The 25,750-nt window shown below is 74.1% G+C and carries 23 protein-coding genes; 8 read left to right on the top strand and 15 right to left on the bottom strand.

What is annotated here, in order from left to right:
* Positions 1-69 precede the first annotated feature (69 nt).
* Together AB0D66_RS20135 and AB0D66_RS20130 are read left to right on the top strand one after the other, a co-directional pair.
* Positions 70-1,236 (top strand): exonuclease SbcCD subunit D, encoded by a 1,167-nt coding sequence (locus AB0D66_RS20135; protein WP_362304942.1) that lies wholly within the window; start codon positions 70-72, stop codon positions 1,234-1,236.
* A complete protein-coding gene (locus AB0D66_RS20130; RefSeq protein WP_362304939.1) occupies positions 1,233-4,244 on the top strand; it encodes an SMC family ATPase in 3,012 nt (1,003 codons plus the stop codon). Before AB0D66_RS20135 ends, AB0D66_RS20130 begins: the two co-directional genes overlap by 4 nt.
* On the opposite strand, the gene AB0D66_RS20125 is transcribed toward AB0D66_RS20130, so the two are convergent.
* Complete coding sequence (locus AB0D66_RS20125) at positions 4,234-4,680, bottom strand: Lrp/AsnC family transcriptional regulator (protein WP_362304937.1); 447 nt, start codon at positions 4,678-4,680, stop codon at positions 4,234-4,236. The two genes, AB0D66_RS20130 and AB0D66_RS20125, sit on opposite strands and share 11 nt — an antisense overlap.
* Positions 4,681-4,774: 94 nt before the next feature.
* Between AB0D66_RS20125 and AB0D66_RS20120 the strand changes: the two genes are divergently transcribed.
* The gene (locus AB0D66_RS20120; protein WP_362304934.1) at positions 4,775-5,287 is read left to right on the top strand and encodes a rhodanese-like domain-containing protein; all 513 of its coding nucleotides are present in this window, start codon (positions 4,775-4,777) and stop codon (positions 5,285-5,287) included.
* A gap of 63 nt (positions 5,288-5,350) precedes the next feature.
* Here AB0D66_RS20120 and AB0D66_RS20115 read toward each other — a convergent pair whose 3' ends face one another.
* From AB0D66_RS20115 to AB0D66_RS20100, 4 genes are all read right to left on the bottom strand, one after another.
* A complete protein-coding gene (locus AB0D66_RS20115; protein ID WP_362304932.1) occupies positions 5,351-7,054 on the bottom strand; it encodes a DUF885 domain-containing protein in 1,704 nt (567 codons plus the stop codon).
* Between the two features lie 216 nt (positions 7,055-7,270).
* Positions 7,271-8,689 carry a GNAT family N-acetyltransferase gene (locus tag AB0D66_RS20110; protein ID WP_362304929.1) on the bottom strand — a complete coding sequence of 473 codons (1,419 nt, stop codon included), beginning with the start codon at positions 8,687-8,689 and terminating at the stop codon, positions 7,271-7,273.
* A 163-nt stretch (positions 8,690-8,852) separates the two neighbouring features.
* Positions 8,853-10,421 (bottom strand): alkaline phosphatase D family protein, encoded by a 1,569-nt coding sequence (locus tag AB0D66_RS20105; protein ID WP_362304926.1) that lies wholly within the window; start codon positions 10,419-10,421, stop codon positions 8,853-8,855.
* Between the two features lie 106 nt (positions 10,422-10,527).
* Entirely contained in the window at positions 10,528-11,382 is an 855-nt protein-coding gene (locus tag AB0D66_RS20100; protein ID WP_362304923.1) for an alpha/beta fold hydrolase, read from the bottom strand.
* A 296-nt stretch (positions 11,383-11,678) separates the two neighbouring features.
* Here AB0D66_RS20100 and AB0D66_RS20095 point away from each other — a divergent pair, with 296 nt between their 5' ends.
* Complete coding sequence (locus AB0D66_RS20095; RefSeq protein WP_362304920.1) at positions 11,679-12,449, top strand: GntR family transcriptional regulator; 771 nt, start codon at positions 11,679-11,681, stop codon at positions 12,447-12,449.
* Between the two features lie 145 nt (positions 12,450-12,594).
* Here AB0D66_RS20095 and AB0D66_RS20090 read toward each other — a convergent pair whose 3' ends face one another.
* The 3 genes from AB0D66_RS20090 to AB0D66_RS20080 all read right to left on the bottom strand — a co-directional run bounded on the left by AB0D66_RS20090 (position 12,595) and on the right by AB0D66_RS20080 (position 15,687).
* On the bottom strand, positions 12,595-13,752 hold the full coding sequence (locus AB0D66_RS20090) for an ROK family transcriptional regulator (RefSeq protein WP_362304917.1): 1,158 nt from the start codon (positions 13,750-13,752) through the stop codon (positions 12,595-12,597).
* 101 nt (positions 13,753-13,853) lie between these two features.
* Positions 13,854-14,504: a response regulator transcription factor gene (locus AB0D66_RS20085; RefSeq protein WP_362304914.1), complete on the bottom strand. Its 651-nt coding sequence runs from the start codon at positions 14,502-14,504 to the stop codon at positions 13,854-13,856.
* Between the two features lie 4 nt (positions 14,505-14,508).
* A complete protein-coding gene (locus AB0D66_RS20080) occupies positions 14,509-15,687 on the bottom strand; it encodes a histidine kinase (protein WP_362304911.1) in 1,179 nt (392 codons plus the stop codon).
* 108 nt (positions 15,688-15,795) lie between these two features.
* Between AB0D66_RS20080 and AB0D66_RS20075 the strand changes: the two genes are divergently transcribed.
* From AB0D66_RS20075 to AB0D66_RS20065, 3 genes are read left to right on the top strand one after another with little or no spacing between them, the layout of a single operon-like run.
* On the top strand, positions 15,796-16,707 hold the full coding sequence (locus AB0D66_RS20075) for an ATP-binding cassette domain-containing protein (RefSeq protein ID WP_362304909.1): 912 nt from the start codon (positions 15,796-15,798) through the stop codon (positions 16,705-16,707).
* A 27-nt stretch (positions 16,708-16,734) separates the two neighbouring features.
* Positions 16,735-17,484, top strand: coding sequence for an ABC transporter permease (locus AB0D66_RS20070; RefSeq protein WP_362304906.1), 750 nt, complete (start codon positions 16,735-16,737; stop codon positions 17,482-17,484).
* Positions 17,485-17,524: 40 nt separating this feature from the next.
* Complete coding sequence (locus AB0D66_RS20065; protein ID WP_362304903.1) at positions 17,525-17,962, top strand: hypothetical protein; 438 nt, start codon at positions 17,525-17,527, stop codon at positions 17,960-17,962.
* On the opposite strand, the gene mug is transcribed toward AB0D66_RS20065, so the two are convergent.
* From mug to AB0D66_RS20040, 5 genes are all read right to left on the bottom strand, one after another.
* Entirely contained in the window at positions 17,959-18,522 is a 564-nt protein-coding gene (mug, locus tag AB0D66_RS20060; protein ID WP_362305084.1) for a G/U mismatch-specific DNA glycosylase, read from the bottom strand. The genes AB0D66_RS20065 and mug overlap by 4 nt on opposite strands.
* A complete protein-coding gene (purB, locus tag AB0D66_RS20055; RefSeq protein WP_362304900.1) occupies positions 18,519-19,952 on the bottom strand; it encodes an adenylosuccinate lyase in 1,434 nt (477 codons plus the stop codon). The genes mug and purB overlap by 4 nt, the downstream gene beginning before the upstream one ends.
* Before the next feature lie 71 nt (positions 19,953-20,023).
* Positions 20,024-20,815, bottom strand: coding sequence for an SGNH/GDSL hydrolase family protein (locus tag AB0D66_RS20050; RefSeq protein ID WP_362304897.1), 792 nt, complete (start codon positions 20,813-20,815; stop codon positions 20,024-20,026).
* 58 nt (positions 20,816-20,873) lie between these two features.
* Positions 20,874-21,899, bottom strand: a complete 1,026-nt coding sequence (locus tag AB0D66_RS20045) for a hemolysin family protein (RefSeq protein WP_362304894.1) — start codon at positions 21,897-21,899, stop codon at positions 20,874-20,876.
* Positions 21,896-23,254, bottom strand: coding sequence for a hemolysin family protein (locus AB0D66_RS20040; protein ID WP_362304891.1), 1,359 nt, complete (start codon positions 23,252-23,254; stop codon positions 21,896-21,898). Before AB0D66_RS20040 ends, AB0D66_RS20045 begins: the two co-directional genes overlap by 4 nt.
* Positions 23,255-23,467: 213 nt before the next feature.
* Here AB0D66_RS20040 and AB0D66_RS20035 point away from each other — a divergent pair, with 213 nt between their 5' ends.
* Positions 23,468-23,902 (top strand): GNAT family N-acetyltransferase, encoded by a 435-nt coding sequence (locus tag AB0D66_RS20035; RefSeq protein ID WP_362304887.1) that lies wholly within the window; start codon positions 23,468-23,470, stop codon positions 23,900-23,902.
* On the opposite strand, the gene AB0D66_RS20030 is transcribed toward AB0D66_RS20035, so the two are convergent.
* Both AB0D66_RS20030 and bioD read right to left on the bottom strand, forming a co-directional pair.
* Positions 23,874-24,527 carry a class I SAM-dependent methyltransferase gene (locus tag AB0D66_RS20030; RefSeq protein WP_362304884.1) on the bottom strand — a complete coding sequence of 218 codons (654 nt, stop codon included), beginning with the start codon at positions 24,525-24,527 and terminating at the stop codon, positions 23,874-23,876. The genes AB0D66_RS20035 and AB0D66_RS20030 overlap by 29 nt on opposite strands.
* A 472-nt stretch (positions 24,528-24,999) precedes the next feature.
* The gene (bioD, locus tag AB0D66_RS20025; protein ID WP_362304881.1) at positions 25,000-25,749 is read right to left on the bottom strand and encodes a dethiobiotin synthase; all 750 of its coding nucleotides are present in this window, start codon (positions 25,747-25,749) and stop codon (positions 25,000-25,002) included.
* Position 25,750 lies beyond the last annotated feature (1 nt).

The following is a 25,750-nucleotide window of genomic DNA, read 5'->3' as shown; positions in this document are numbered from 1 at the left end:
CGTTAGCGTAGAGGGGTTCACGAGCGGGAGACCAGCAGGGGGAGACGGTATGTGCGGCGAGGCCGGCGAGTGAAGTTCCTGCACACCTCCGACTGGCACCTCGGCCGGTCCTTCCACCGCGTGAACCTGCTCGGCGCCCAGGCCGCCTTCGTCGACCACCTCATCGAGACCGTCCGCGCGCACGAGGTCGACGCCGTGCTCGTCGCCGGGGACGTCTACGACCGGGCCGTGCCCCCGCTGCCCGCCGTCGAGCTCTACGACCGGGCGCTGCACCGGCTCGCCGAGCTCGGGGTGCCCACCGTGATGATCTCCGGCAACCACGACTCCGCCCGCCGCCTCGGGGTCGGGGCGGGACTGATCGACCGGGCCGGGATCCACCTCAGGACCGACCCGGCCGGCTGCGCCGACCCCGTGGTGCTGGCCGACGTACACGGCGAGGTGGCGCTCTACGGCCTGCCGTACCTGGAACCCGCCCTGGTCAAGGACCAGTTCGACGCGGAGAAGGTGAGCCACGAGGCCGTGCTGGGCGCGGCCATGGACCGGATCCGCGCCGACCTCGCCGCCCGCGCGCCAGGCACCCGCTCCGTCGTCCTCGCCCACGCCTTCGTCACCGGCGGGCAGGCCAGCGACAGCGAACGCGACATCTCCGTCGGCGGGGTCGAGGCGGTGCCCGCCTCCGTCTTCGACGGGGTGGACTACGCCGCCCTCGGCCACCTCCACGGCTCCCAGACGATCGGCGAACGGGTCCGCTACTCCGGCTCCCCGCTCGCCTACTCCTTCTCCGAGGCCGAGCACCGCAAGAGCATGTGGCTCATCGAACTGGGCGCGGAGGGCGAGATCGCCGCCGCCGAGCGCATCGACACGCCCGTACCGCGGCCCCTCGCCCGGCTGCGCGGCCCCCTGGAAGGCCTGCTGGCGGATCCCGCGCACGCACGGCACGAGGAATCCTGGATCGAGGCCACCCTCACCGACCCGGTCCGCCCCGACGACCCGATGGCCCGGCTCACCGCCCGCTTCCCGCACACCCTCAGCCTGGCCTTCGAGCCCGAGGGCCGCGAGGAGGAGGCCGCCGCCTCCTACGCCCAGCGGCTCAAGGGCCGCAGCGACCAGGAGATCGCCGAGGACTTCGTCGCCCACGTACGCGGCGGCCAGCCGGACGAGGCCGAACGGGCCGTCATCCAGGGCGCCTTCGACGAGGTACGGGCCGACGACAGCCGTCAGGAGTCCCGCCGATGAGGCTGCACCGGCTCAAGGTCACGGCCTTCGGACCCTTCGCGGACCCCCAGGACATCGACTTCGACGCGCTCTCCGGAGCCGGGATCTTCCTGCTCCACGGGCCCACCGGCGCCGGGAAGACCTCCGTGCTGGACGCCGTCTGCTACGCCCTGTACGGATCCGTGCCCGGCGCCCGCCAGGCTCCCGGCACCAGCCTGCGCAGCGACCACGCGGCCGCCGGCACCCCCACCGAGGTCACCCTCGAACTGACCGCGGGCGGCCGCCGCCTGGAGATCACCCGGCGCCCCGAGCAGGACCGGCCCAAGAAGCGCGGCACCGGCACCACGAAGGACAAGGCCCAGAGCCTGCTGCGCGAGCACACCGCCGAGGGCTGGCAGCCGCTCAGCCGCTCCCACCAGGAGGTCGGCGAGGAGATCGAGCAGCTGCTCGGCATGAGCCGCGAGCAGTTCTGCCAGGTGGTGCTGCTGCCGCAGGGCGAGTTCGCGCGCTTCCTGCGGGCCGACGAGGGGGCGCGCGGCCGGCTCCTCGGGCGGCTCTTCGACACCCGCCGCTTCGCGGCCGTCGAGGCCCTGCTCGGCGAACGCCGCCGGGCCGCCGAGGCCAGGGTGCGCGCCGGAGACGAGAAGGTCCTGCACACCGCGCAGCGGCTCGCCCAGGCCGCCGGGGACGGTGCGGACCTGCGGGCCTGGCCGCTGCCCCGGCACCAGCCGGGCGACCCCGGTCTCGCCGAGGCCGTCCGGATCTGGGCGGCCGTCGCCCGCTGTTCCGCACGCGAGCGGCTGACCGTGGCCGAGTACGCGCTCGCCGCCGTCGAGGGCCGGCACGCCGCTGCCCGGCGGGCCGCCGAGGACGCCCGGGAACTGGACCGGCTCCAGCGGCGGCACGCGGAGACCGCCCGCCGGGCCGCCGTCCTCGCCGAGGCCGGACCCGAGCGGGAACGGGTGCGCGCACTGCTGGACCGGGCCCGCCGGGGCGCCCTGGTGGCGCCCGCGCTGGAGCTGCGCGGGGCCGCCTCCGCCGGACACCTGGCCGCCGCGCACGCGGAGACCGCCGCCCGCGCCGCCCTCCCGGCCTCGCTGAAGGAGGCCGGCACCGGGCAACTGGCCACCGAGGAGCAGCGGCTGCGCGAGGAGCTCGGCGCGCTCGGCGCCGCCCACCGCGCCGAGCAGCGCAGCGCCGAGATCGGCCGCGAGCGGGCCGACCTGGAGCGGGAGGCCCGGGCCGCCGAGGAGCAGCACCGGGAGTCCGCCGAGTGGCTCGAGCGCTGGGAGGAGACCCGGGCCGCGCTGCACGCCCGGGTGGACGCCGCCCAGCAGGCCGCGACCCTGGCCGAGCAGCTCGCGGGCCGGCTGGAGCCCGCCCGGCTGCAGCTGAACGCCGCCCGGCGGCGCGACGAGCTGGCCGCCGCCGCGGAGCGCGCCGCGGGCGAACTGCTCCGCGCCCGCGAGGAGTCGGCCGCCGCCCGGGAGCGCTGGCTGGAGCTCAAGGAGGCCCGGCTGCGGGGGATCGCCGCCGAGCTCGCCGAGGCGCTGGTGGCCGGTGAGGCCTGCGCCGTCTGCGGATCCTCGCAGCACCCCGCTCCGGCCCGCCCGGCCCCCGGCCACGTGGACCGGGCCGCGGAGGACGCCGCCCACGCCCGCTTCGAGCAGACCGAGCGGGCCAAGGCCGCCGTCGAGCGCCGGCTGGCCGCCGACGAGCAGTCCCGCGCCGAGGCCGCGGCCGCCGCCGCGGACGCCACCACCGCCGAACTCCTCGCCCTGACCGCGGACCTGAGCTCCCGGCACGCCGCCGCGCACGCCGCGGCCGCCGGGCTCCACACGGCCCGCGAACGGCTCGCCCGCGCCGAGCGGGAGCACGCCGCACGCAGCGCCGACCGGCTCGACGCCGAGCGCCGGGCCGCCGCCAGGGCCTCCCACCGCGAGCAGCTCGACCGGGAACAGGCCGCGCTGGAGACGGAGCTCGCCCTGGTGCGGGCCGACGCGCCGACCGTCGCGGCCCGCGCCCGGACCCTGGAGGACCGGGTCCGCATGGTCTCGGCGGCCGCGGTCGCGCTGCGCCGGGCCGAGACCACCGCCGCCCGTCTGAAGGAGGCCGACGACCAGCTCGCCGACGCCGCCTTCAAGGCCCGTTTCGACACCATCGAGGCGGCCGCCGACGCGGTGCTCCCCGAGTACGAACGCACCGCGCTCCAGCGCCGGATGGACGCCTGGCAGGCAGAGGAGGCCATGCTGGCGGACCGCCTCGCCGAGACCGACGCGGTCGCTGCGGCGGCCCTGCCCCCGGCCGCACCGGAGCGGGCCGAGGCGTACGCCGCCCAGGCCGCGGCGAAGCTTCGTACCGCCGGGTCCGCCTTCGACGCCGCCCGGGTCCGCTGCGCGGAGCTGGACCGGCTCTCCCGGCAGGCCGAGCAGGAACTGCGCGCCCTGGGCCCGCTGCGCGAGGCCTACGAGCGGGTGGCCCGGCTGGCCGGGCTCACCGCGGGCACCTCCGCCGACAACGAGCGCAAGATGCGGCTGGAGGCGTACGTCCTGGCCGCCCGCCTGGAGCAGGTCGCCGCCGCCGCGACGGTACGGCTGCTGCGCATGTCCGGCGGCCGCTACACCCTGGTCCACTCCGACGCGCGGTCGGGCGGTCGGGGCCGGTCGGGCCTCGGGCTGCACGTGGTCGACGCCTGGACCGGCAGTGAACGCGACACCGCGACCCTCTCGGGCGGCGAGACCTTCTTCGCCTCGCTGGCCCTCGCGCTGGGCCTGGCCGACGTGGTCACCGACGAGGCGGGCGGCATGCGCCTGGACACCCTCTTCGTCGACGAGGGGTTCGGCAGCCTGGACGACCAGGCGCTGGACGAGGTGCTCGACGTGCTGGACTCGCTGCGCGAACGGGACCGCAGCGTCGGCATCGTCAGTCACGTGGCCGATCTGCGGACCCGGGTGCAGGCGCAGCTGGAGATCGTCAAGCAGCGCGGCGGCTCGGTGGTGCGCCACCGCACCGCGGCGCTCACGGACTGAGCGGCCTGCGGGGGAGCGGCGAGGAGTACACGATGCTGGTGGTCACCGGGCCGAGGCCCGCGATCCGGCCCGTGACCTCCTCCAGGTGACCCATCGACCGGGCGGCGACCTTGAGCACGAAGCAGTCGTCGCCGGTGACGTGATGGGCCTCCAGGATGTCCGGGGTGGCTTCGAGGAAGTCGTGGAACGGCTTGTAGTTGCCGTGCGGATAGCGCAGCCGGACCAGGGCCAGGATCGACTTGCCGAGCTTCTCCGCGTCCACCACCGCCGTGTAGCCGGTGATGATGCCGAGCTCCTCGAGGCGGCGCACCCGCTCGGTGACGGCGCTCGCGGACATCGACACGGAGCGGGCGAGCTCGGTGAAGCTGGCGCGGCCGTCCCGCTGGAGGGCTTCGAGGATCCGCCAGTCGGTGGCGTCAGGGGAATAGTCGGTCATGGCGCAGGTCTAGCAGGGGAATCCCCGGTTAGACAAGGAAAAGGCCGGGGAAATCCACTTCCGGGCTCGTTCAGCAGATCGTAGATTTCGAGCCATGACGACTACGCAGAACACTTCGACCGCGACCGCAGCCAACCCCGTCCTGCGGGTGCCCCCGGCCTCCCCGGCCGCGGCCGCCGCCTACTTCGCGGCGAGCCTCGCCTTCCACGCGGACGTGTCGGATGTCGCCGCCGCCTTCAAGGCCCACCGCGAGCGGGGCGCCGAGCTCGGCTTCCAGCTGGTCGACTCCCGGTCCACGCCCTCCTGGGACCAGGCCCACGTACCGGGCGCCGTCCACCTGCCCACCGCGCTCGTCCCCGAGCAGGCCGAGCGGCTCCTCGACAAGAACCTGCCCGTGGTCACCTACTGCTGGGGTCCGGGCTGCAACGGAGGCACCCGCTCCGCGCTGGCCCTCGCCGAACTCGGCTTCCAGGTCAAGGAGATGCTCGGCGGGATCGAGTACTGGATCCGCGAGGGCTTCGAGGTCGAGACCTGGCAGGGCAGCCAGCAGCGCGCCGAGGCCGACCCGCTGACCGCCCCCACCGACTCGGACGACTGCGGCTGCTGAACCGCTCCGGCATGCCGACGGGCCGCACTCCCAGGGGGACCGCGGCCCGTCCGCGCGGCGGGGTCAGAGCTTCGAGAGCTCGTCCACCAGGTCGTCCAGCCCCAGCGAACCCTGCGACAGGGCAGCCATGTGCCAGGCCTTCAGGTCGAAGGAATCGCCGTGCGCGGCGCGGGCGTTGTCCCGGCCCAGCAGCCAGGCGCGCTCGCCCAGCTTGTACCCGATCGCCTGACCGGGCATCGACAGGTAACGGGTCAGCTCGCTCTCCACGAAGTCGGCGGGCCGCCCGCTGTGCAGGCCGAAGAACTCCTGCGCGAGATCGGGGGTCCAGGTCTCGCCCGGGTGGAACGGCGAGTCCGCCGGGATCTCCAGGCCCAGGTGCATGCCGATGTCCACGATGACCCGCGCCGCGCGCATCATCTGGCAGTCCAGGTAGCCCAGCCGCTGCTCCGCGTCCTTGAGGTAGCCCAGCTCGTCCATCAGGCGCTCCGCGTACAGCGCCCAGCCCTCGGCGTTGGCGCTGACGATGCCCACCGTGGCCTGGTAGCGCGAGAGCCGGTCCGCCACGTGCGTCCACTGCGCGAGCTGCAGGTGGTGACCCGGCACGCCCTCGTGGTACCAGGTGGAGACCAGGTCGTACACGGGGAACCGGGTCTGGCCCATGGTGGGCAGCCAGGTCCGGCCCGGACGGGAGAAGTCCTCGGAGGGGGAGGTGTAGTACGGGGCCGCGGCGCCGCCCGGCGGGGCGATCCGGGACTCCACCTTCCGGACCCGCTCGGCGAGTTCGAAGTGCGTGCCGTCGAGGTTCTCGATGGCCTCGTCCATGATGCCCTGGAGCCAGGCCTGGACCTCCTCCACGCCCTCGATGTGGGTGCCGTGCTCGTCGAGGTGGCGCAGCGCGTCCCAGGGACCGGCGCCGGGCAGGATCTTGGCCGCCTCGGCCTTCATCTCGGCGAGCAGCCGGTGGTACTCCGACCAGCCGTAGGCGTACGCCTCGTCCAGGTCCAGGTCGGTCCCGTTGAAGTACCGCGACCAGCGGGCGTACCGCTCACGGCCGACGGTGTCCGGCTTGCCCTCGACGGCCGGCGCGTACACCGACTCCATCCAGTCGCGCAGTTCGACGACGGAAGCGGTCGCGGCGGCCGCCGCCGCGTCCAGCTCGGCGCGCAGGGCGTCCGGGCCGGCGGAGGCGAAGTCCTCGAAGAAGGCGGGCTCGTCGCCGTCCTGGCCGGCCCAGGAGGAGAGCTGGTCGATCATGGTGGCGGTGGCGCGCGGGCCGCCGTACAGGCCGCGCTCCAGACCCAGGCCCAGGCTCTCGCGGTAGCCGGCGAGCGCGGCCGGTACGGCGCGCAGCCGCTCGGCGATCGCCGCCCAGTCCTCGGCGGTGTCGGCGGGGGTCAGCGTGAAGACCTCGCGGACGGCGTGCGCGGGGCTGTGGATGTTGCTGACCGCGCACAGGTCCTCGTCGGCGTCGTGGACGGCGAGTTCGGCCGTGAGGCGCTCGCGCAGCAGGCGGGCGCAGCGGCGCTCGGCGTCGCTGTCGGCGCCGGGGAGCCGCTCGGCCGCGTCGAGCCAGGCGAGGGTGGCGCGGGAGAGGTCGGCCACGGCCGCGCGGCCGGCCGGGGAGAAGTCCGGGAGCTTCCCCGAGCTCGCGGCGACACCGAGGTAGGTGCCGGTGATCGGGTCGAGGGCGATCAGGTCGTCGACGTACGCGTCGGCCACCTGGCGGGGCAGCCTGGTGTCGCTGCCGTTGTGGAGGGTCTCTGACATGGGGACATCTTCGTACGCGGGACCGCGTCACGTCATCACCGTTTGACGCCAGCCTGCTGACGTGAGCGGCTGATCAGCGCGCTGCGGCGGCCCGGTCCGCCTGCGCCCGGGAGGGGCGGGGGGACCGGGGCGTGCCGCTCGGCACCGCTCTGCGGGACGGGTCGGCCGCGCTCGCCGCCGGCCGTCCCCCGCCCCGGTGGTCCGGGCCCCGCCGGGTCAGTGCCGGTGGTGCGGGCTCTGCTGCTCGCGGGGGAGTTCGTAGGGGAGCCGCGAGGCGACCGGGGTGGCGTCCAGCCGGGCCGTGATCACCAGCGTGCCCTCCTCGATCTGGTAGTCGAGGGGCAGGCCCAGGCCGCGCATGGCGGCGACCATGCCGGTGTTCGAGGCCCGGGTGACGGCGTACACGCTGTCGCAGCCTGCCTCGACGGCCAGGGAGATGAGCCGGCGCAGCAGCTCGGAGCCGATGCCGCGGCGCTGCCACTCGTCCTCGATCAGCAGGGCGACCTCGGTCTCGTCCCCGTCCCAGAGCAGGTGTCCGAGTGCGACGAGCTTGCCGGAGACGGTGGTCGCGGCGAGGGTGCGGCCGAAACGCGGGCTCAGCAGGTGGCCGAGGTAGGCGTCGGCGTCGGAGACCGGGCCGTGGTAGCGCAGGCCGAGGGTGCGTTCCGAGCAGCGGTCGTGCATCGCGCGGGCCGCGGCCTGGTCGGAGTTGTCGGCGCGGCGCACGGTGATCTCGTTGCCCTCGGGCAGGGTCAGCACGTCCTGGCTGCGGGGCACCCGGGGGCCGAGGCGGGCGTCGAGCTCGACCAGGGCGCGGGCGCGGGCGAACTCGGTCGGGGTGAACGGCAGGTAGGGCCGCTCCACGGTGATCGCACCGCCCGAGGGGTCGCGCAGCCGCATCACCGTGGCCTCCAGGACTCCCTCGACCGGGGCGTCGGCGCCGGAGTTGGGGCGGCCGGACAGGGTGGTCGCAGGGATGGAGTGGATCGTGCAGCGGCCCAGGAGCTGGCGCAGCGCGAGCGGGAGCTCGGCGGCGTCCAGGGCGGTGCGGGTGGCCAGGCCGAGGACGCGGGTCGGGGTGTCGACCAGGTCGTGGGCGTCGGCGCGCTCGATCCAGGTGCTGTGTCCGCCGGCGCGGGCGATGGCGCGGCTGAGCTCGGCGGAGGTCAGCTGCTGCGGGGCGCGCAGCAGGAACTCGTCGACGGTGCCGCCCTCGGGGAGCGGGTGCGTCTGGAGGGTGAGGATGTCGACGCCGCTGCGGGCCAGGGCGGTGCACAGCGCGGCCAGGGAGCCGGGCTCGTCGCGGACGGTGGTGCGCATCCGCCACAGGGCGGAGGCGGCCGCGGCCGCGCCGGAGGAGGCGGTCCGCGGCGGGGCCGGCTCGCCGGGCGCTGTGCCGTCCGGCGGGGGCGCATGGCTGTGGCGCCGTGCCCACCAGGTGTGGAAGGCGGCCGTGACCAGGAGTGCGACGGCCGAGGCGACCAGCAGGACCGGGCCCCTCGGACCGTGCACGACGAGATTGGCGATGGCGTCGGCGACCGCGACGGCGCAGAAGAGCGCGGCGAGTTCGACGACGTCGCGACGCCAGTGGTGGCGGTGGAGACGCTGGGCAGGGGTAGCACTACGGTCAGTCATGCAGACCACTGTGGCGTAGGGGTGTTGCGTGATCACGAACGATCTGTGACCGATGGGTTAAGTGTCCGTCTGGTCGATTCCACCCGGTTTTCCGCGCGATTTCCGGATTCCTGAGGCCGCTGTGGGCAGGGGTGGTGCGGCTCGGTCGGGCCGGGGGCGGGGCTCACTGACCCACGCGGCCGGGCTGGAGGGTCCTGGTGAAGAGCACGCCGCCGCCCTGGCGCCGCAGCCGGACGGTGAGTTCCCCGCTGCCGCCCTCGATGCCGACCTCGCCGTAGTAGGGAGGGTTCTCCGAGGGGGCCATGTTGGCGAGCGGGGCCGACTGCACGTACGCCGTCCGCGGGCCGAAGGTGGCGTCGAGCCGGCCGGCCGGGAAGCCGCCCGCGCCGATCGGGCCGGAGACGAACTCCCAGAACGGCGCGAAGTCGGAGAAGGCCGCCCGCTCGGGCGCGTAGTGGTTCGCGGCCGTGTAGTGGACGTCGGCGGTGAGCCATACGGTGCCGGTGATGCGGTGGTGCTTGATGTGACGCAGGAGTTCGGCGATCTGGAGCTCACGGCCCAGCGGGGCCCCGGGGTCGCCCTGGGCCACGGCCTCGAAGTCCACCGCGCCGTCGGGGACCACGATGCCCAGCGGCATGTCGGCGGCGATCACCTTCCAGGTGGCGCGGGAGCGCGACAGCTCGCGCTTGATCCAGGCCAGCTGCTCGGGGCCGAGGATGCCGATCGGGTCCTCGGTCTGGGTGCCGGGGGAGTTGGCGCCCCGGTAGGTGCGCATGTCGAGCACGAAGACGTCGAGCAGCGGGCCGTACCGCATCACGCGGTACATCCGCCCCTCGGCGCGGCCGCCGCGCAGGTCGGTCACCGGGAAGTACTCGCCGAAGGCCTGCCGGGCCCGGGCGGCGAGGACGTCGGCCTCCTTGACGGTGTAGCGGGGGTCCTCGATCAGCTGGCCCGGGTACCAGTTGTTGCGCACCTCGTGGTCGTCCCACTGGGCGAGGACGGGGACCTGGGCGTTGAAGTCGCGCAGGTTGCGGTCGAGCAGGTTGTAGCGGAAGTTCCCGCGGAACTCGGCGAGGGTCTCGGCGACCTTCGACTTCTCCTCGGTGGTGACGTTGTGCCACACGCTGCCGTCGCGCAGCGGGACGGCGGCCTGGATCGGGCCGTCGGCGTAGATCGTGTCCCCGCTGAAGAGGAAGAAGTCGGGGTCCCGCAGCCGCATCTCCTCGAAGACGCGGTAGCCGCCGAGGTCGGGGTTGATGCCCCAGCCCTGGCCCGCCAGGTCCCCCGACCACACGGAGCGCACGTCCTGGCGCCGGGAGACCGGGGTGGTGCGGAAGCTGCCGCAGACCGGCTCGCCCGTACGGCGCGGGTCGTCGGGGTCGGCCAGTACGACCCGGTAGTGGATCTGCCGGCCGGGCGGCAGGTCCCGCAGGACCGTGGTGCCGGTGAAATCGCCGGACGGGCCGAGCAGCGGGCCGCGGTGGCGGCGTACGGCGTAGCGGAACGCCTCGCTCGGGGACGTCTCCACGTACATCCGAGCGGGGCGGTCCGAGCGGGTCCAGACCGCCGCCGAGTGCGCGGTGACCTCGCCGGACTGCACGCCCCAGAGCGCCTGCGGGCGCCCCGAGCGGGCGAAGGCGGGGGCGGCGAGCGCCGGGGCGGCGAGCAGTGCGGTGGACAGGGCGAGGGAACCGCCGAGGAGGGTCCGTCGGGTGTGCGGGTTCGGGGCCATCGGTGCGTCTCCAGGGGCCGGCGGGATCGGGTCGCACCAGCGTGCCGCCGCACCCCGGCCCGGCCGCGTCTCCCACGCGAACCCCGGATGAACAGCCGTCAGCAGGTCAGGCGGCCAGCGGGGTTGCCGCGCGGCGGGCCGTGTCCAGGACGACCCGGGCCACGAGCGCGGGATCGTCGCTCATCGGTACGTGGCCGCAGCCCGGGAGCCGCACCAGCCGGGCCCCGGGGAGGGTGTGCTTGGCGCGCACGCCCTGGCGGCGCAGGAGCAGCCGGTCGCGGGTGCCCCAGGCGATGGTGACCGGCAGGCCGGGCACGTCCGCGGTGAACCGTACGGAACCGCCGGCGGCCAGCGTCTTCTCGAACCCGGTGGCATCGCGCAGGGCCAGCGTCTCGGCGACCACGGCGTCCGGGGAACGGCGGGCCGGCCGGGCGTAGATGGTCCCCGTCAGGGCGGCGCGGCCGGCCGGGGCGTGCGAGAGCCGCTCCAGCAGGGGGCGGGGCAGCGCCTTGGCGCCGGCGCGCATCGCGAGGAGGGTGGCGAAGGCGTAGCGGCGCTCGCCCTCGGTCCAGAACCCGGCGGGGGAGAGCGCCGTCACCGAGCGGGCCAGGCCGATCCGGCCCATTTCGAGCGCGAGCAGCCCGCCGAGCGAGTTGCCCGCCACGTGCGGGCGCTCGACGCCGAGCGCGGCGCACAGCCCGCCGAGGGCGGGGGCGACGGTGTCCAGGTCGTACGGGACCCCCTCGGGCAGCGGCTCCGAGACGCCGAAGCCGGGCAGGTCGACGGCGATCACGTCGTACTGGGCGGCCAGGATGTCGGTCACCGGGTGCCATGCCTGGAGGTGGTGGCCGATGCCGTGCAGCAGGAGGAGCGGTTCGCCCGCGCCCTTGCGCTCGTAGGCGACGGTGGCGGTGCGCGGGCCGAGCGGCGAATCGATGGTGAACGAGACCGTGGCGGTCATGCTGCTCCTCGTCGGTGGACGCGTACGAGACAAGCTGTCAGTAGTACCCACCGCAATGATTACCGCCCGGTAGCCCTTGACTACAAGCCCCTGGGGCCTTCCGGGTGCACGAGAACATCCCGTGAACGGCTTGATACCTATGCCCGATCTGCCCGGCAAAGGGCTGAGCATTGGTCTTGACCAAGGGGGTGCACCGTCCTATCGTCGCAGGGATAGTGCAGGAACCTTTAATAAACAAGGGCGCGGAACTGCCGCTGGAACACACGGCGAGTGCAGCGATGGCAGGAGGATTCAGGGTGGGGACCACGCAGCTCGAAACGGTGCCGGAGCCGAAGTACTGGCACCTCAAGACCGTCCTCAGCGAAGCGCTCGACCAGGACTTCGCCGTCGGCGAGGTGCTGCCCAACGAGCGTGAACTCGCGGCCCGTTTCGGAGTCGCCCGCGCGACCCTGCGCCAGGCGCTGGAGCAGCTCGAGCTCGAAGGCCGCCTGCAGCGGCGCCGCGGCGTCGGCACCACGGTCGCCCCGCCGCGCGTCGGCGTCGCCGTCGGCAGCACGCAGCACGGCTGGCCCGGTGACGGCGTCGACGGCTGGGAGCCCGTGGACGCGGGCGAGGGCCTGCCGTCGGCCGCGGTCCTCAAGCTGCTCGGTGCGGGTGGCGCCTTCGCCGCCGACCAGCCCGTCCACACGGTCCGCCGCACGCGCGTCACCCAGGGCCAGGTCGTCGCCGCCGAACTCCTCTACGTGCCGGCCGCCTCCGTGCCCGGACTCCCCGCCATCGAGGCGCCGAGCGGACCCGCCCGCGCCCGCGCCGTCCTGCGCGAACTCCAGCGGCTGGCCCTGGACGGCCAGGACCGCTCGGTCGAGCTCGGCTCCGCCCGGGCCGACGACGCCAAGGAGCTGGACCGCCTGCCGGGAGCCCCGGTCCTGCTGGTCACCACGCGGTACTTCACCGCCGAGGGCACGGCCGCGGTCTCGGTGGCCACCTACCGCGCCGACACCTGCCGCCTGACCTTCGGCGACTCGGGCGACGTCGAGATCACGCACGAGTCGCGGGTCGCCTCCTGAACCACGCCGCACCGGTCTGAGACACCCGCCGACGGGGATGATGCCCGGTCGGCGGGCGTCGGCGCCGTCAGCGGCGGGTCGGGCGGGTCGGCTGGCGTCAGCGGCGTCAGCGGCGGGTCGGGCGGGTCGGGCGGGTCGGCTGGTGTCAGCGGCGGCGGGTCGTGACCGTTTTCTCCACCGCGAAGAGCTCTTCCTCGACGTGGTCCAGTGCCAGCCGCAGCGCCCCGGTGGCCACCGCGGCCTCGCCCAGCATCGACAGGGCCACCCGCGGGGGGCGCAGACAGTAGCGCTCCAGCTCCTGGCGGAGCGGGTCCAGCACCCCGTCCAGGCCGGCCGCCCAGCCGCCGACGACGACCAGCTCCGGATCCATCGCCAGGACCAGCGCCGCCACGTCGTGCACCAGGCGCTGGATGAACCGCTGCACGGCCGCCACCGCCCGCTCGTCGCCCCGCCGGGCCATCGCGAAGACCTCGGCGACGGCGGGCTCGTCCAGCGGATGCAGCGGCTCGCCGGTGGTGGACAGCAGCTTCTCGGGAGTGACCTCCCGGCCCAGCAGGTGCAGGGCGCCGATCTCACCGGCGGCCCCGCCGAAGCCCCGGTGCAGCCGCCCGCCGATCAGCGAGCCCGCACCCGGGCTCAGCCCCGCCATCACGAACACCATGTCGTCGGTGTCCCGCGCGGCGCCCTTCCAGTGCTCGGCGACCGCCGCCGCGTTGGCGTCGTTCTCCACCTGCACCGGGCAGCGGAACGAGCGCCGCAGCCGGTCGCCGAGCGGCAGCCCGGTCCAGCCGGGCAGCGCCGTGCCGAGGCGGACCGTGCCGTCCGCCTCCACGATCCCGGGGCTGCCGACGCCGACCGCCCGCAGCGAGTCGCGCGGAACCCCGGCCCGGCGCAGCAGGTCGGCGACCGCCGCCCGCACCCGGTCCAGCCGTTCGTCGGCCGAGGCCGCCTCGGCGACCTCCTTGGTGCCGGCGCCGATGACCCGCCCGTCCAGCCCGGACAGCAGGACCGCGATCCGGTGCGAGCCGATCTCGATGCCCAGCAGGTGCCCCGCCTCGGCCCGGAACCGGAACCTCCGGGCAGGGCGCCCCTGCCGCCGCGCTCCTTCCTCGGCGTCGGCCTCGACGACGAGCCCGGTCCCGATCAGTCCTTCGACGACTCCCTCGACGGTCGGCCGGGACAGCCCGGTGACCCGGGTGAGGTCGGTGAGGGTCGGCGACTGGGCCGCGCGCAGTGCCCGAAGCACCACGGCGGAGTTGATCCGCCGGAGCAGGGAGGGATCCCCGCCGGTCAGCTGCCCCAACGTGTGTCCTCCCAGCGGGTGAGCCTGTCAGCCGGATCGTACTGCGCACCCGTCCCAGCGGCGAGAAGCGGCCCCCCATCGGCCGGAATGCGCCCCTCGCCTCAGGCCGGGGCGACGAAGCCCGACTCGTACGCCGTGATCACCGCCTGGGTCCGGTCCCGCGCGCCCAGCTTCGCCAGAATCGCACTGACATGTGACTTCACCGTCTCCGCGCCGATGATCAGCTCGCCCGCGATCTCCACGTTGGTCAGGCCGCGCGCCATGAGCCGCAGCACCGACTCTTCCCGCTCGGTCAGGGCCGCCCGCTCCAGCACGGCCCGGGCCTGCCGGTTGCCGTACTCCGCGGCAAGCGCCCGCACCGCGGCCGGGAAGAGCAGCGTCTCGCCCTCCGCCACCAGCCGCACCGCGTGCACGATCTCCGAGGGCCGCGCCCGCTTGAGCAGGAACCCGTCCGCGCCGGCCCGCAGCGCCTGGTAGACGTACTCGTCGTTCTCGAAGGTCGTGACCACCAGGATCTTCGGCGGGGCATCCACCGTTCGCAGCACCGCCCGGGTCGCCTCGATCCCGTCCAGCAGCGGCATCCGCACGTCCATCGCCACCACGTCGGGCCGCAGCTGCCGCACGAGCGGCACGACCGACGCGCCGTCGGCCGCCTCGCCCACCACCTCGATGTCGGGCTGCGCTTCCAGGACGGCGCGCAGACCCGCGCGCACCAGGGGTTCGTCGTCGACGAGCAGTACGGTAACCGGCATCCCGTCAGCGTATTCGCTCCAGCGGAAGCCGGGCGCGCACCCTCCAGTTGCCCTCGTACGGACCGGTCTCGGCCTCCCCTCCCAGCAGTGCGGCACGCTCCCGCATCCCGCGCAGCCCGCCGCCCGTCCCGGTCATCAGCGCCGGACCGTCCGGCAGCGGGTTGACCACCTCCAGGTCCAGCCGGCCGACCGCCGCCTCGATCCGCACCCGGACCGGCACCGGACCGCAGTGCCGCAGCACGTTCGTCAGTGCCTCCTGGAGGATCCGGTACCCCTCACGGGTGACCGGCCCCGGCAACTGCTCGAGCGGGCCGGACAGTTCGGCTTCCACCGTGGAACCGGAGGCCCGTGCCGACTGCAACAGCCGGTCGGCGTCGGCCAGGGTGGGCCGTTGCGAGGGCGGCTGCGCGGACTCCCGCAGCACCAGCAGCACCCGCTCCAGGTCCTCCATCGCGGCCCGGCCGGTCTCCTCGATCGCGCACAGCGCCCGCTCGGTGAACTCCGGGTTCCGCGCGGCCCGGGCGGCGCCCGCCTGCACCACCGCCACGGTCAGCGCGTGCCCGATCGAATCGTGCAGCTCCCTCGCGATCCTGGTCCGCTCCAGCAGCTGCTCGGTACGCGCCTCGAGCGCGCTGAGCCGCTGGGCGGCCGAAGGCCCCAGCAGCCTGGCGGCGATCGCCGTGACGGCATCGCCCAGCAGGACCACCACAAGCAGCAGCAGCACGACCGGCACCGGCACGAGGAGGAGGGCCGCCCAGCGGGGCGGGACGAAGGGCAGGATCACGTCGTCCCCGCCCAGCGGCTGCCCCGCTCCGGTCAGGATCAGCTCCAGCGTCATCATCGGGAGCCACACGGTGGCCACGATCGCCGCGCTCGCGATCACGAGACGTATCTCCAGCCATGCCACCGTCCGCCAGCGGTCCCCCCACCGGGCCGACGGCGCGGTGCTGATGGACCCGTCGGGGCCGCCGCGCTCGTGCGGGGTCAGCAGGAACTGCGCCTGGAGGCCCTCGGCCACCCGCACCCACGGAATCAGCCCGAACGGCGCGACGATCAGGGCGGGCATCCAGGGCCACGCCGGCTCTATGTACATCCAGATCGACACGATGAGGACGGGCACGAGCAGGTGCAGCCAGCGGGTGTACGTGATCCCGCGGAGGGGAGCACGAAGCAGTCGGTACATGTCCTCATCCTGGCAGTCGGCCGCAGGGGGACGTCTCCCCCGTGCGGGGGAGACGATCCCCCCGCGCGGGGGAGGGCGGGGGGTGGGGCGGGCGGCGAACGTTGAGGCATGAACACGATCGAGATCCGAGCACTCACCAAGGAGTACGGCCGCCACCGTGCGGTGGACGGCCTCACCTTCGACGTCCTGCCGGGACGGGTCACCGGATTCCTGGGCCCCAACGGCGCCGGCAAGTCCACCACGATGCGCCTGCTGTTGGGCCTGGACCGGCCCACGTCGGGCACGGCCACCATCGGCGGCCGCGCCTACCTGGAGTTCCCCGACCCGCTGCACCGGGTCGGCGCACTGCTGGACGCGCAGGCGGCGCACGGCGGCCGCACCGGCCGCGACCACCTCCGGATGCTCGCCGCGGCCGGCCGCGTGCCGGTGCGGCGGGTGGACGAGGTCCTGGAGCAGGCCGGGATAGCTTCCGTGGCCAGTCGGCGGATCAAGTCGTTCTCACTCGGCATGCGCCAGCGCCTCGGCATAGCCGCCGCGTTGCTGGGCGACCCCGGGGTGCTCCTGCTGGACGAGCCGACCAACGGCCTCGACCCCGAGGGCATCATCTGGATACGCGAGCTGATGCGCGGCTTCGCCGCGGACGGACGCACCGTCCTGGTCTCCAGCCACCTGATGTCGGAGACCTCCTCCCTCGCCGACCACCTGGTCGTCCTCGGCAACGGCAAGCTGCTGGCCGACACCTCGATGGAGGAGTTCATCGACGCCCGCAGCACCCGCAAGGCGCGCCTGCGCACTTCCGACCCGGTCCGGTTGCGGGCCGCCCTGGCTCGGGACGGCTTCGAGCTGGTGACCGCCGACGACGGGCGGTGGACCGTCGAAGGCCTTCAGGCCGAACAGCTCGGCGCGCTGGCCGCCCGCGAGGGCATCCCCATGCTGGAACTCTCCGACGAGCGGGCCTCGCTGGAGCAGGCCTACCTCGACCTCACCGCCGATCACGCCCAGTTCACCGCAACCCGCTGACGTTCCCCACCTCCAGGAGGCACCGCCATGCGCGCCGCTCTGCCCACCATCCCCGCCCTGCACTCGGAATGGATCAAGATACGGTCCCTGCGCGGCTCCCTCGGTGCGCTGATAGCCGTGTTCGCGGCCACCGCGGGCATCCAGGTGCTGACGGCCGCGGCGATAGGCACGGCCGAGGCCGGCAGCATGGGCGCGGACCCGCTCTACGCGGCCTACTACGGACTCCTGTTCGGGCAGATCGCCGCCATGGCCTTCGGCGCGGGCGCCCTGTCCTGCGAGTTCCACAACGGCGCTCTGCGCACCTCGCTGGCCGCCGTGCCCAACCGCACCCGGTTCTACCTGTCGAAGATGGCGGTGGTGGGCGGACTGACGCTGCTCACAGGTCAGATCACCGGGCTGGTCACCTTCCTCGGCGGGCAGGCCTTCATGGGTCCCTACGCCCTTGAGCTCGGCGACCCGGGTACCTACCGCGCCATCGTCGGCTCCGGTCTCTACCTGGCGCTGATGGCCTTGTTCGCGGCCGGGCTGGCTGCCGTGCTGCGGAGCGGAACGGCCGTGCTGAGCCTGCTCATACCCTTCGTCCTGCTGGTCTCGTTCCTCGTCGGCGAGGCCTCGGGCGGCCTGGCGCAGTTCCTGCCGGACCGCGCCGGTCAGATGGTGATGCACTCGCAGGGGCAGGAGGGCCTCGGCCCCTGGACCGGGCTCGGCGTGATGGCGCTGTGGGCGGGGGCGGCGGTCTTCGGCGGATGGCTGGCGGTGCGGCGCAGGGACGTGTGACCGGGGGCCAGTTGTCAGTGGTGGTCGGGATACTGACGGTATGACCACGGCAGAGCATCTCGACACGATCGACCGGCTCAGGGTGCGGGAGTTCCCCACCGAGCCGGTCTGGTCCGGCGGGCAGAGCAGCGGCCCCGGTTACCACCTCGTCCCGGTCGGACGGACCGCGGACTTCTGGGAGGACGGCGGTGCGGGCCGTGCCGAGGCGGCCGACCAGATCGGCGCCGAGTACGGGGCGCTGACCCAGGCCCTGTCCGACCGGTGGGGATCCCCGCAGGTCTTCAGCCTCACAACGGTGCGGGAGCGCGGGTTCGACGGCGAGGAGATACCCGAGCCGTGGGACGAGCTCAGCAACAGCACGGACCACGTACACCTGTGGCGGGCGGGGGAGCAGTGGCTGGTGGCCTATGTGGCCCGGTGGGACGAGGGCGACCCCTACCTGCTGATGGCAGGAGTCACCGTGGTCGACCCGCCCTAGGCTCCGGGGAGCTCGGGGAGCTCGGGGGCTTCGGCGGCCGCGCGGAGGCGGGCGTACTCCTGGGCCATGGACTCCGCCGTCCAGTGGGCGTTCAGGCCGCTGGGGTTGGGAAGGGCCCAGACGCGGGTGGCGCCGATGGTCCGCTCCTGGGGGCCGATCTGGGCCTTCCGCTCGCCGAAGGCGGTGCGGTAGGCGGTGACTCCGACCACGGCGAGCCACTGGGGGCGCAGCAGTTCCACCTTGGCCGTCAGGATGCGGCCGCCCTCGCGGAACTCCTCGGCGGTGAGCTCGTCGGCGCGGGCCGTGGCGCGGGCCACGACGTTGGTGATGCCGAGGCGGTAGGTCAGCAGTTCTTCCTGCTCCGCGGGGTCCAGCCGGCGGGGTGTGAAGCCGGACAGGTGCAGGACGGGCCAGAAGCGGTTGCCGGGGCGGGCGAAGTGGTGGCCCGTCGCGGCGGAGAGGAGACCGGGGTTGATGCCGCAGAAGAGCACGCGCAGACCGCCCGCGACCACGTCCGGGATGACGCGGTCACGGGCGGCGTTCAGCTCGTCGGGGGTCAGAGGATCGACCCCGGCGCGTACCCGGCTGCCTCCGGGTGCTGCTTGGCGATGGCCTCGATACGGGAGACCACCGCCGCGACCTGGTCGCCCGCCGCGCCGGTGAAGGACAGCTTGTCGGCCATCAGGGCGTCGAGCTGGGCACGGTCCAGCGGCATCCGGTCGTCTGCGGCCAGCTTGTCCAGCAGCTCGTTGCGCTCGGCGCCCCGCTCGCGCATGGCGAGCGCGGAGGCGACCGCGTGCTCCTTGATGACCTCGTGGGCGGCCTCGCGGCCGACCCCGGCCCGCACCGCGCCCATCAGGACCTTGGTGGTCGCGAGGAACGGCAGGTAGCGGTCCAGCTCGCGGGCGACGACCGCCGGGAAGGCGCCGAACTCGTCCAGGACGGTCAGGAAGGTCTCCAGCAGGCCGTCGAAGGCGAAGAACGCGTCCGGCAGGGCCACGCGGCGGACCACGGAGCAGGAGACATCGCCCTCGTTCCACTGGTCGCCGGCCAGCTCGCCGGTCATCGAGGCGTAGCCGCGCAGGATGACCATCAGGCCGTTCACGCGCTCGCAGGAGCGGGTGTTCATCTTGTGCGGCATCGCGGAGGAGCCGACCTGGCCCGGCTTGAAGCCTTCGGTGACCAGCTCGTGGCCGGCCATCAGGCGGATGGTCTTGGCGATCGACGACGGGGCGGCGGCCAGCTGGACCAGGGCGGTGACCACGTCGTAGTCGAGGGAGCGCGGGTAGACCTGGCCGACCGAGGTGAAGGCCTGGGCGAAGCCGAGGTGGGTGGCGATCCGCTGCTCCAGGTCGGCGAGCTTGGCCGCGTCCCCGCCGAGCAGGTCCAGCATGTCCTGGGCGGTGCCCACCGGGCCCTTGATCCCGCGCAGCGGGTAGCGCTCCAGGAGGTTCTCCAGGCGGTCGTAGGCGACCAGCAGTTCGTCGGCGGCCGTCGCGAAGCGCTTGCCCAGGGTGGTCGCCTGCGCGGCGACGTTGTGGGAGCGGCCGGCCATGACCAGCTCGGCGTGCTCGCCGGCCAGCTTGCCCAGGCGGGCCAGGACGGCGACCGTGCGGTCACGCGCCAGCTCCAGGGAGAGCCGGATCTGGAGCTGCTCGACGTTCTCGGTGAGGTCGCGGGAGGTCATGCCCTTGTGGACGTGCTCGTGGCCGGCGAGGGCGTTGAACTCCTCGATGCGGGCCTTCACGTCGTGCCGGGTGACCTTCTCGCGCTCGGCGATGGAGGCGAGGTCGACCGTCTCCAGGACGCGCTCGTAGTCGGCGAGGGCCGCGTCGGGGACCTCGATGCCGAGGTCCTTCTGGGCGCGCAGCACGGCGAGCCACAGCCGCCGCTCCAGCGTCACCTTGTACTCGGGGGACCACAGGACGGCGAGCTCCGCGGAGGCGTAGCGGCCGGCCAGGACATTGGGGATGCGGGGCTTGGCAGTCACGTAGAGGGATTCTACTTGGGCCGAAGCTGTGCGTTTACGCAGGTAGGGACCCCGCCTCCGATTGTGCCTTGCTACGAGAGCCGATCCTTCGCCACGGGCTCGTACGGCAGCAGGTCCGGGCGCTTGGCCGGGCGGCCGTCGCCGGAGGAGCGGCCCGTCAGGCGGCGGCCGACCCAGGGGAGCAGGTGCCGGCGGGCGAAGCTCAGGTCCTGGGAGCGGCGTAGAGCCCAGCCCGGGGGCATCGAGGCGGGCAGTTCCGTGCGCCAGTCCTGCTCCGCGGGCAGGCCGAGGGCCTGCCAGACGGCTTCGGCCACCCGGCGGTGGCCCTCGGCCGTCAGGTGCAGCCGGTCGACGTCCCACATGCGCGGGTCGCCGAGCGCGGGTGCCCCGTACAGGTCGACCACCAGGGCGCCGTGCCGTGCGGCGAGCTCCTCGATGATGGTGAAGAGCTCCTCCATCCGCGGGCGGAAGCGCTCCATGACCGGCCCGTTGCGTCCCGGGGAGCGCATCAGCACGAGGTGCTTGGAGGACGGGGCGAGCAGCTCCACGGCCGCCTCCAGGTGGCCGCGGACCCGGCCCATGTCCACCTTGGGGCGCAGGGTGTCGTTCAGGCCGCCGACCAGCGTGACCACGTCGGCGCCCATGGCGGCCGCGACCGGGGCCTGCTCCTCGGCGATCTGCCCGATCAGCTTCCCGCGGACCGCGAGGTTCGCGTAGCGGAAGCCGGGCTCGCGCGCCGCTAGGCGGGCGGCCAGCAGGTCGGCCCAGCCCCGGTAGGAGCCGTTGGGCAGCAGGTCGGACATGCCCTCGGTGAAGGAGTCGCCGACCGCGACGAAACTGGTGTAAGAGGCATTCATCTCCATGGCGGGAGCGATGCTACCGCGCAGTACCCCGGCCCCGCAGGGCCGGGGGACCCACGCGTCAGGCGGAAGCCGGCCTGCCGAAGAGCTCGCGCAGCACGTCCTCCATGGAGACCAGCCCCGTCATGGCGCCGTCCGGCCCCAGGACGGCGGCCAGGTGCGTACGGCTGCGCCGCATGGCGGTGAGCACGTCGTCCAGCGGGGTCTCCGCCCGGACCTGGGCGATCGGCCGCAGCGACGGCACCGGGAAGGGCTCGTCACGGGCGTCCGGCTCCGCGTCCAGGGCGTCCTTGACGTGCAGGTAGCCCAGGATGCGGTGCTGGGCGTCGAGCACCGGGAAACGCGAGTAGCCGGTCTGCGCCGACATCCGCTCCAGGCCCGCCGGGGTGATGCCCTCCTGCGCCGCCACCACCCGGTCCGCCGGCAGCACCACATCGGTGACCGGCCGGCGGCCCAGCTCCAGGGCGTCGTGCAGGCGCTCGCTCGCCCGGTCGTCCAGCAGACCCGCATTGCTGGAGTCCTTGACCATCCGCGCCAGCTCGTCGTCCGAGAAGGTCGCCGCGACCTCGTCCTTCACCTCCACCCGCAGCAGCCGCAGCAGGGCGTTGGCGAAGGCGTTGATCGCGAAGATCACCGGGCGCAGCCCCCGCGTCAGGGTGACCAGCGGCGGCCCCAGCAGCAGCGCGGTGCGCACCGGTTCGGCCAGGGCCACGTTCTTCGGCACCATCTCGCCGAACAGCATGTGCAGGTACGTCGCCAGCGCCAGGGCCACCGCGAAGGAGATCGCGTGCGTCAGGGCGGACGGCACCCCGACGGCGTCGAACAGCGGCGTGAGCAGGTGGGCGATGGCCGGTTCCGCCACCACGCCCAGCACCAGGGTGCACAGGGTGATGCCGAGCTGGGCCGCCGCCATCATGGCCGACACGTGCTCCAGGCCCCACAGTACGGCCCGGGCCCGCCGGTCGCCCTGTTCGGCGTACGGTTCGATCTGGCTGCGCCGGACCGAGATCAGCGCGAACTCCGCGCCGACGAAGAAGGCGTTGACGACCAGGGTCGCCAGGCCGATCAGCAGCTGGACAGCGGTCATCGGCCCTTCTCCCCGTCCTTCTCGTCCTTCTCGTCGGTGTCGCCGTCCGGCTCGGACGGGACGTGCAGCAGCACCCGCGCGGCCCGCCGGCCGCCGGCGTCCACCACGTCCAGGTGCCAGCCGTCCAGCTCGAGGCTGTCGCCGACGGACGGGATCCGGCCCAGCTCGGTCGCTATCAGCCCGGCCAGGGTCTCGTAGGGACCCTCCGGCACGCGCAGTCCGATGCGCTGGAGCTGGTCGGTGCGGACCGCGCCGTCGGCGGAGTACACGAGGCGCCCGTCCTCGTCCGTGCCGGCCGGGGCCAGGTCCGCGGTCTCGTGCGGATCGTGTTCGTCGCGGACCTCGCCGACGACCTCCTCGACGATGTCCTCGAGGGTCGCCACACCCGCCGTGCCGCCGTACTCGTCGATGACCACGGCCATCGTCCGCCTGCCGGACAGCCGGTCCAGCAGCCGGTCCACGGTCAGGGACTCCGGTACCAGGAGCGGCTCGCGCAGCAGCTGCGACACCGGGCGCCGGTGGCGCTCCTCGGCGGGCAGGGCGAGTACGTCCTTGATGTGGACGGTGCCGACGACCGTGTCCAGGCTGCCCCGGTAGACGGGGAAGCGGGACAGGCCGGTGGCCAGCGTCGCGTTCGCCACGTCCTCGGCCGTCGCCTGCACGTCCAGGGCGGTGACCTGGACGCGCGGGGTCATCACGTTCTCCGCGGTCAGGTCGGCGAGGTTCAGGGTCCGTACGAACAGTTCGGCGGTGTCCTTCTCCAGTGCGCCCGCCTTGGCGGAGTGCCGCGCCAGGGCGACCAGCTCCTGCGGGGTGCGGGCGGAGGCCAGCTCCTCGGCGGGCTCCATCCCGAGGCGGCGCACCATGTGGTTCGCGGTGGTGTTGAGGTGGCTGATCAGGGGCCTGAAGGCCCGGCTGAAGAGCCGCTGCAGCGTCGCCACGCGCTTGGCGATCGCCAGCGGGGAGGAGATCGCCCAGTTCTTCGGCACGAGCTCGCCGACGACCATCAGCACGACGGTCGACAGGACCGTGCCGAGGACCAGGGCGGTGGAGGAGGCGACACCGGCCGACAGCCCCATGGACTGGAACGGGCCCTGGAGCAGGGCGGCGATCGACGGCTTGGAGATCATGCCGATGACCAGGCCGGTCACGGTGATGCCGAGCTGGGCGCCGGAGAGCTGGAACGTCAGGGTCCGGACGGCGGCGAGAGCACTGTCGGCTCCGCGCTCACCTCGCTCGACGGCCTTCTCGAGCTCGCTGCGCTCGACGGTGGTCAGCGAGAACTCGGCCGCGACGAAGACTCCGCAGGCCAGACAGAGCAGCAGCGCCACGACGAGCAGGAGCACTTCGGTCATCGCTGGATCACCTCCGTCCCATGATCGGCCAGGAGGCGGGGTGCCGCGCGATGTCGCGAGCGGGGGAAGCGGGTATCTCGTGGACTGGGAGGCTCGCCCATGGGCGGACGCTCACACCTTTCAATCAGGAGGATCTTTGCCCCCATGGTAAAGGACGGGCAAAGAGGAGGGATCATTCTTTTGGCGCAGCGGCCCGGATGATGGGATCCGGGCATGAGCGATCTTCACATCGGCCCTGCTTCGGCGGCCGATCTCACCGCCGTGCTGGACTTCTGGAAAACCGCTGCCGAGGGCACGAGTATCAGCGACGATCCCGCGGGGGTCGAGCGGCTCCACGCCCGCGACCCGCAGGCGCTGCTGCTCGCCCGCCGGGACGGGGAGCTCGTCGGCACCGTGATCGCCGGTTTCGACGGCTGGCGCTGCCACCTCTACCGGCTCGCCGTGCACCCGGGACACCGCAGGCAGGGCATCGGCACCGCCCTGCTGGCCGCGGCCGAGGAGCGGTTCGAGGCGCTCGGGGGACGGCGGGGGGACGCCATGGTGCTCGACCGCAACGCATCCGCGCACCGGGCGTGGGACGCGGCCGGCTACCGGCCCGAGGAGCAGTGGACCCGCTGGGTCAAGCCACTCGGCGCGCCGCCCCGATGACGCAGTAGGACGTGGGCAGGGCCGGGCCGCGCTCGGGCAGCCGGAAGCTGCGCTGCGAGACGATCCGGAACCCGGCCGCCTCCACCGCGGCGAGCGGGTCGCGGGAGGTGTGGCAGCCGCCGAAGAGGAACGGCCAGACGGTGCGGTCCAGGGCGCGCTGGACGGAGGCCATGCCGGGGCCGGGCGCCAGGCCGTGCTCGAAGAAGCGCAGCTCGGCGTCGGGGCGGAGCACGCGGTGCAGTTCGGCGAGGGAGCGGGGCAGGTCCCGTACGGAGCACAGCACCAGCGAGGCGACGGCGGCGTCGAAGGCCTCGCTCTTGACCGGGAGGGCCTCGGCGGCGGCGGGTACGACGTCCACCGGGACCTCCACGCGCAGGGCCGCCTGGGTGGCGAGCCGGCGGAGGGTGCGGTCCGGTTCCACGGCGACGACCTCGGAGACGGCGCGGGGGTAGTGCGGGAAGTTCAGCCCGTTCCCGGCGCCGATCTCGATCACGCGGCCGGACACTCCGTGGAGCAGCTCGCGGCGGAGGGCGGCGATGCCGCCTCGGGTCTCGGCGGCTCTGCCGGCGCGGGCGTAGAACCGGGAGAAGAGCGGGTGGTGGACCGGGTCGTGGCGCGGCGGCATGGCGGACCTCCGGGGGCGGTGGCGGTGGCGTACGTACCCGTACCTTCAGCCTGCCCCCGGCGGCTGGGCCTCATCCCTCCCGGGGGTGGGGCGCCGTGAGCGGGGTGCGGCTGCGTGGCCGGGCCGCTGCCCGCCCCGCGCCTCAAACGCCGGCGGGGCTGGGTTTGCCCGGCGGGGCCTCGTCCCTCCCGGCGAAGGCGCGGCGCCGCCGCCGGGGCTCCGCCCCGGACCCCGCGCCTCAAGCGCCGGCGGGGCTGGAGTGGGCCCCGCTGGGGTGTGTGTGCGGCGGGGTTGGGGTGCGGGCCGGGGCCGGGGTGGTGGTTGCAGATCGGGGCTCCGTCCCGGGCCCCGTGCCTTAAGCGCCGGCGGGGGTGGAGTGTGCCCCGGCTGGGGTGTGTGTGCGGCGGGGTGGGGTGCGGGCCGGGGCCGGGGTGGCGGTTGCAGATCGGGGCTCCGCCCCGGGCCCCGTGCCTCAAGCGCCGGCGGGGCTGGATTTGCCTGCCGGGGGTGACCACCTGTTCAGGAAGGAGTTCGGGGACCATGTGCCGCTCAGGGGTGGGGCGAGCCAGGTGGGGGACTGGGTGCGGAAATCCGCTGGGGGGAGGCTGCCCGCGCCTGCCGGGATCGCGCCCAGGAGGGGGACGCCCGCGGACTTCGGGAGGTCGGCCAGGTTGCAGCGGGAGGCCAGGTCCGGGGAGGCGGGCCAGCTGCCGACGACCACGCCCAGCGCCGTCAGGCCCCGCGCCCGCAGGGCCTCCGCCGTCAGGGCGGTGGAGTTGAGGGTGCCGAGGCCCGCCGCCGCGACCACCAGGACCGGGGCGTCGAGCAGGGCCGCGGCGTCGGCCAGGGTGTGGCCCGCCTCGTCGAAGCGGACCAGCAGCCCGCCCGCGCCCTCCACCAGGACCAGGTCGTGGTGGAGGGAGAGTTCGCGGGCGGCCCCGGCGATGTCCGAGGGGGAGAGCGTCGCCAGCCCGGCCCGGCGGGCCGCCGTGTCCGGGGCCAGCGGCTCCGGGTAGCGGGCCAGTTCCACCGCCGTGACGGCGGGGCCGGCCAGCCGGACCGCCTCCGCCGCGTCCCCCGGCTCGTCCGGGCCGACGCCCGTCTGGGCGGGCTTGAGCACCGCCACCGAGCGCCCCGCGGCCACCGCCGCGGCCGCGACCGCCGAGGTGACCACGGTCTTGCCGATCTCCGTGCCCGTACCGGACACGACCAGAATGGACATC

Source organism: Streptomyces sp. NPDC048270, assembly GCF_040652335.1.
Taxonomy (GTDB): Bacteria; Actinomycetota; Actinomycetes; order Streptomycetales; family Streptomycetaceae; genus Streptomyces.
The sequence above is the reverse complement of the archived record's forward strand: the minus strand, read 5'-3'. Positions and strand labels throughout refer to the sequence as shown.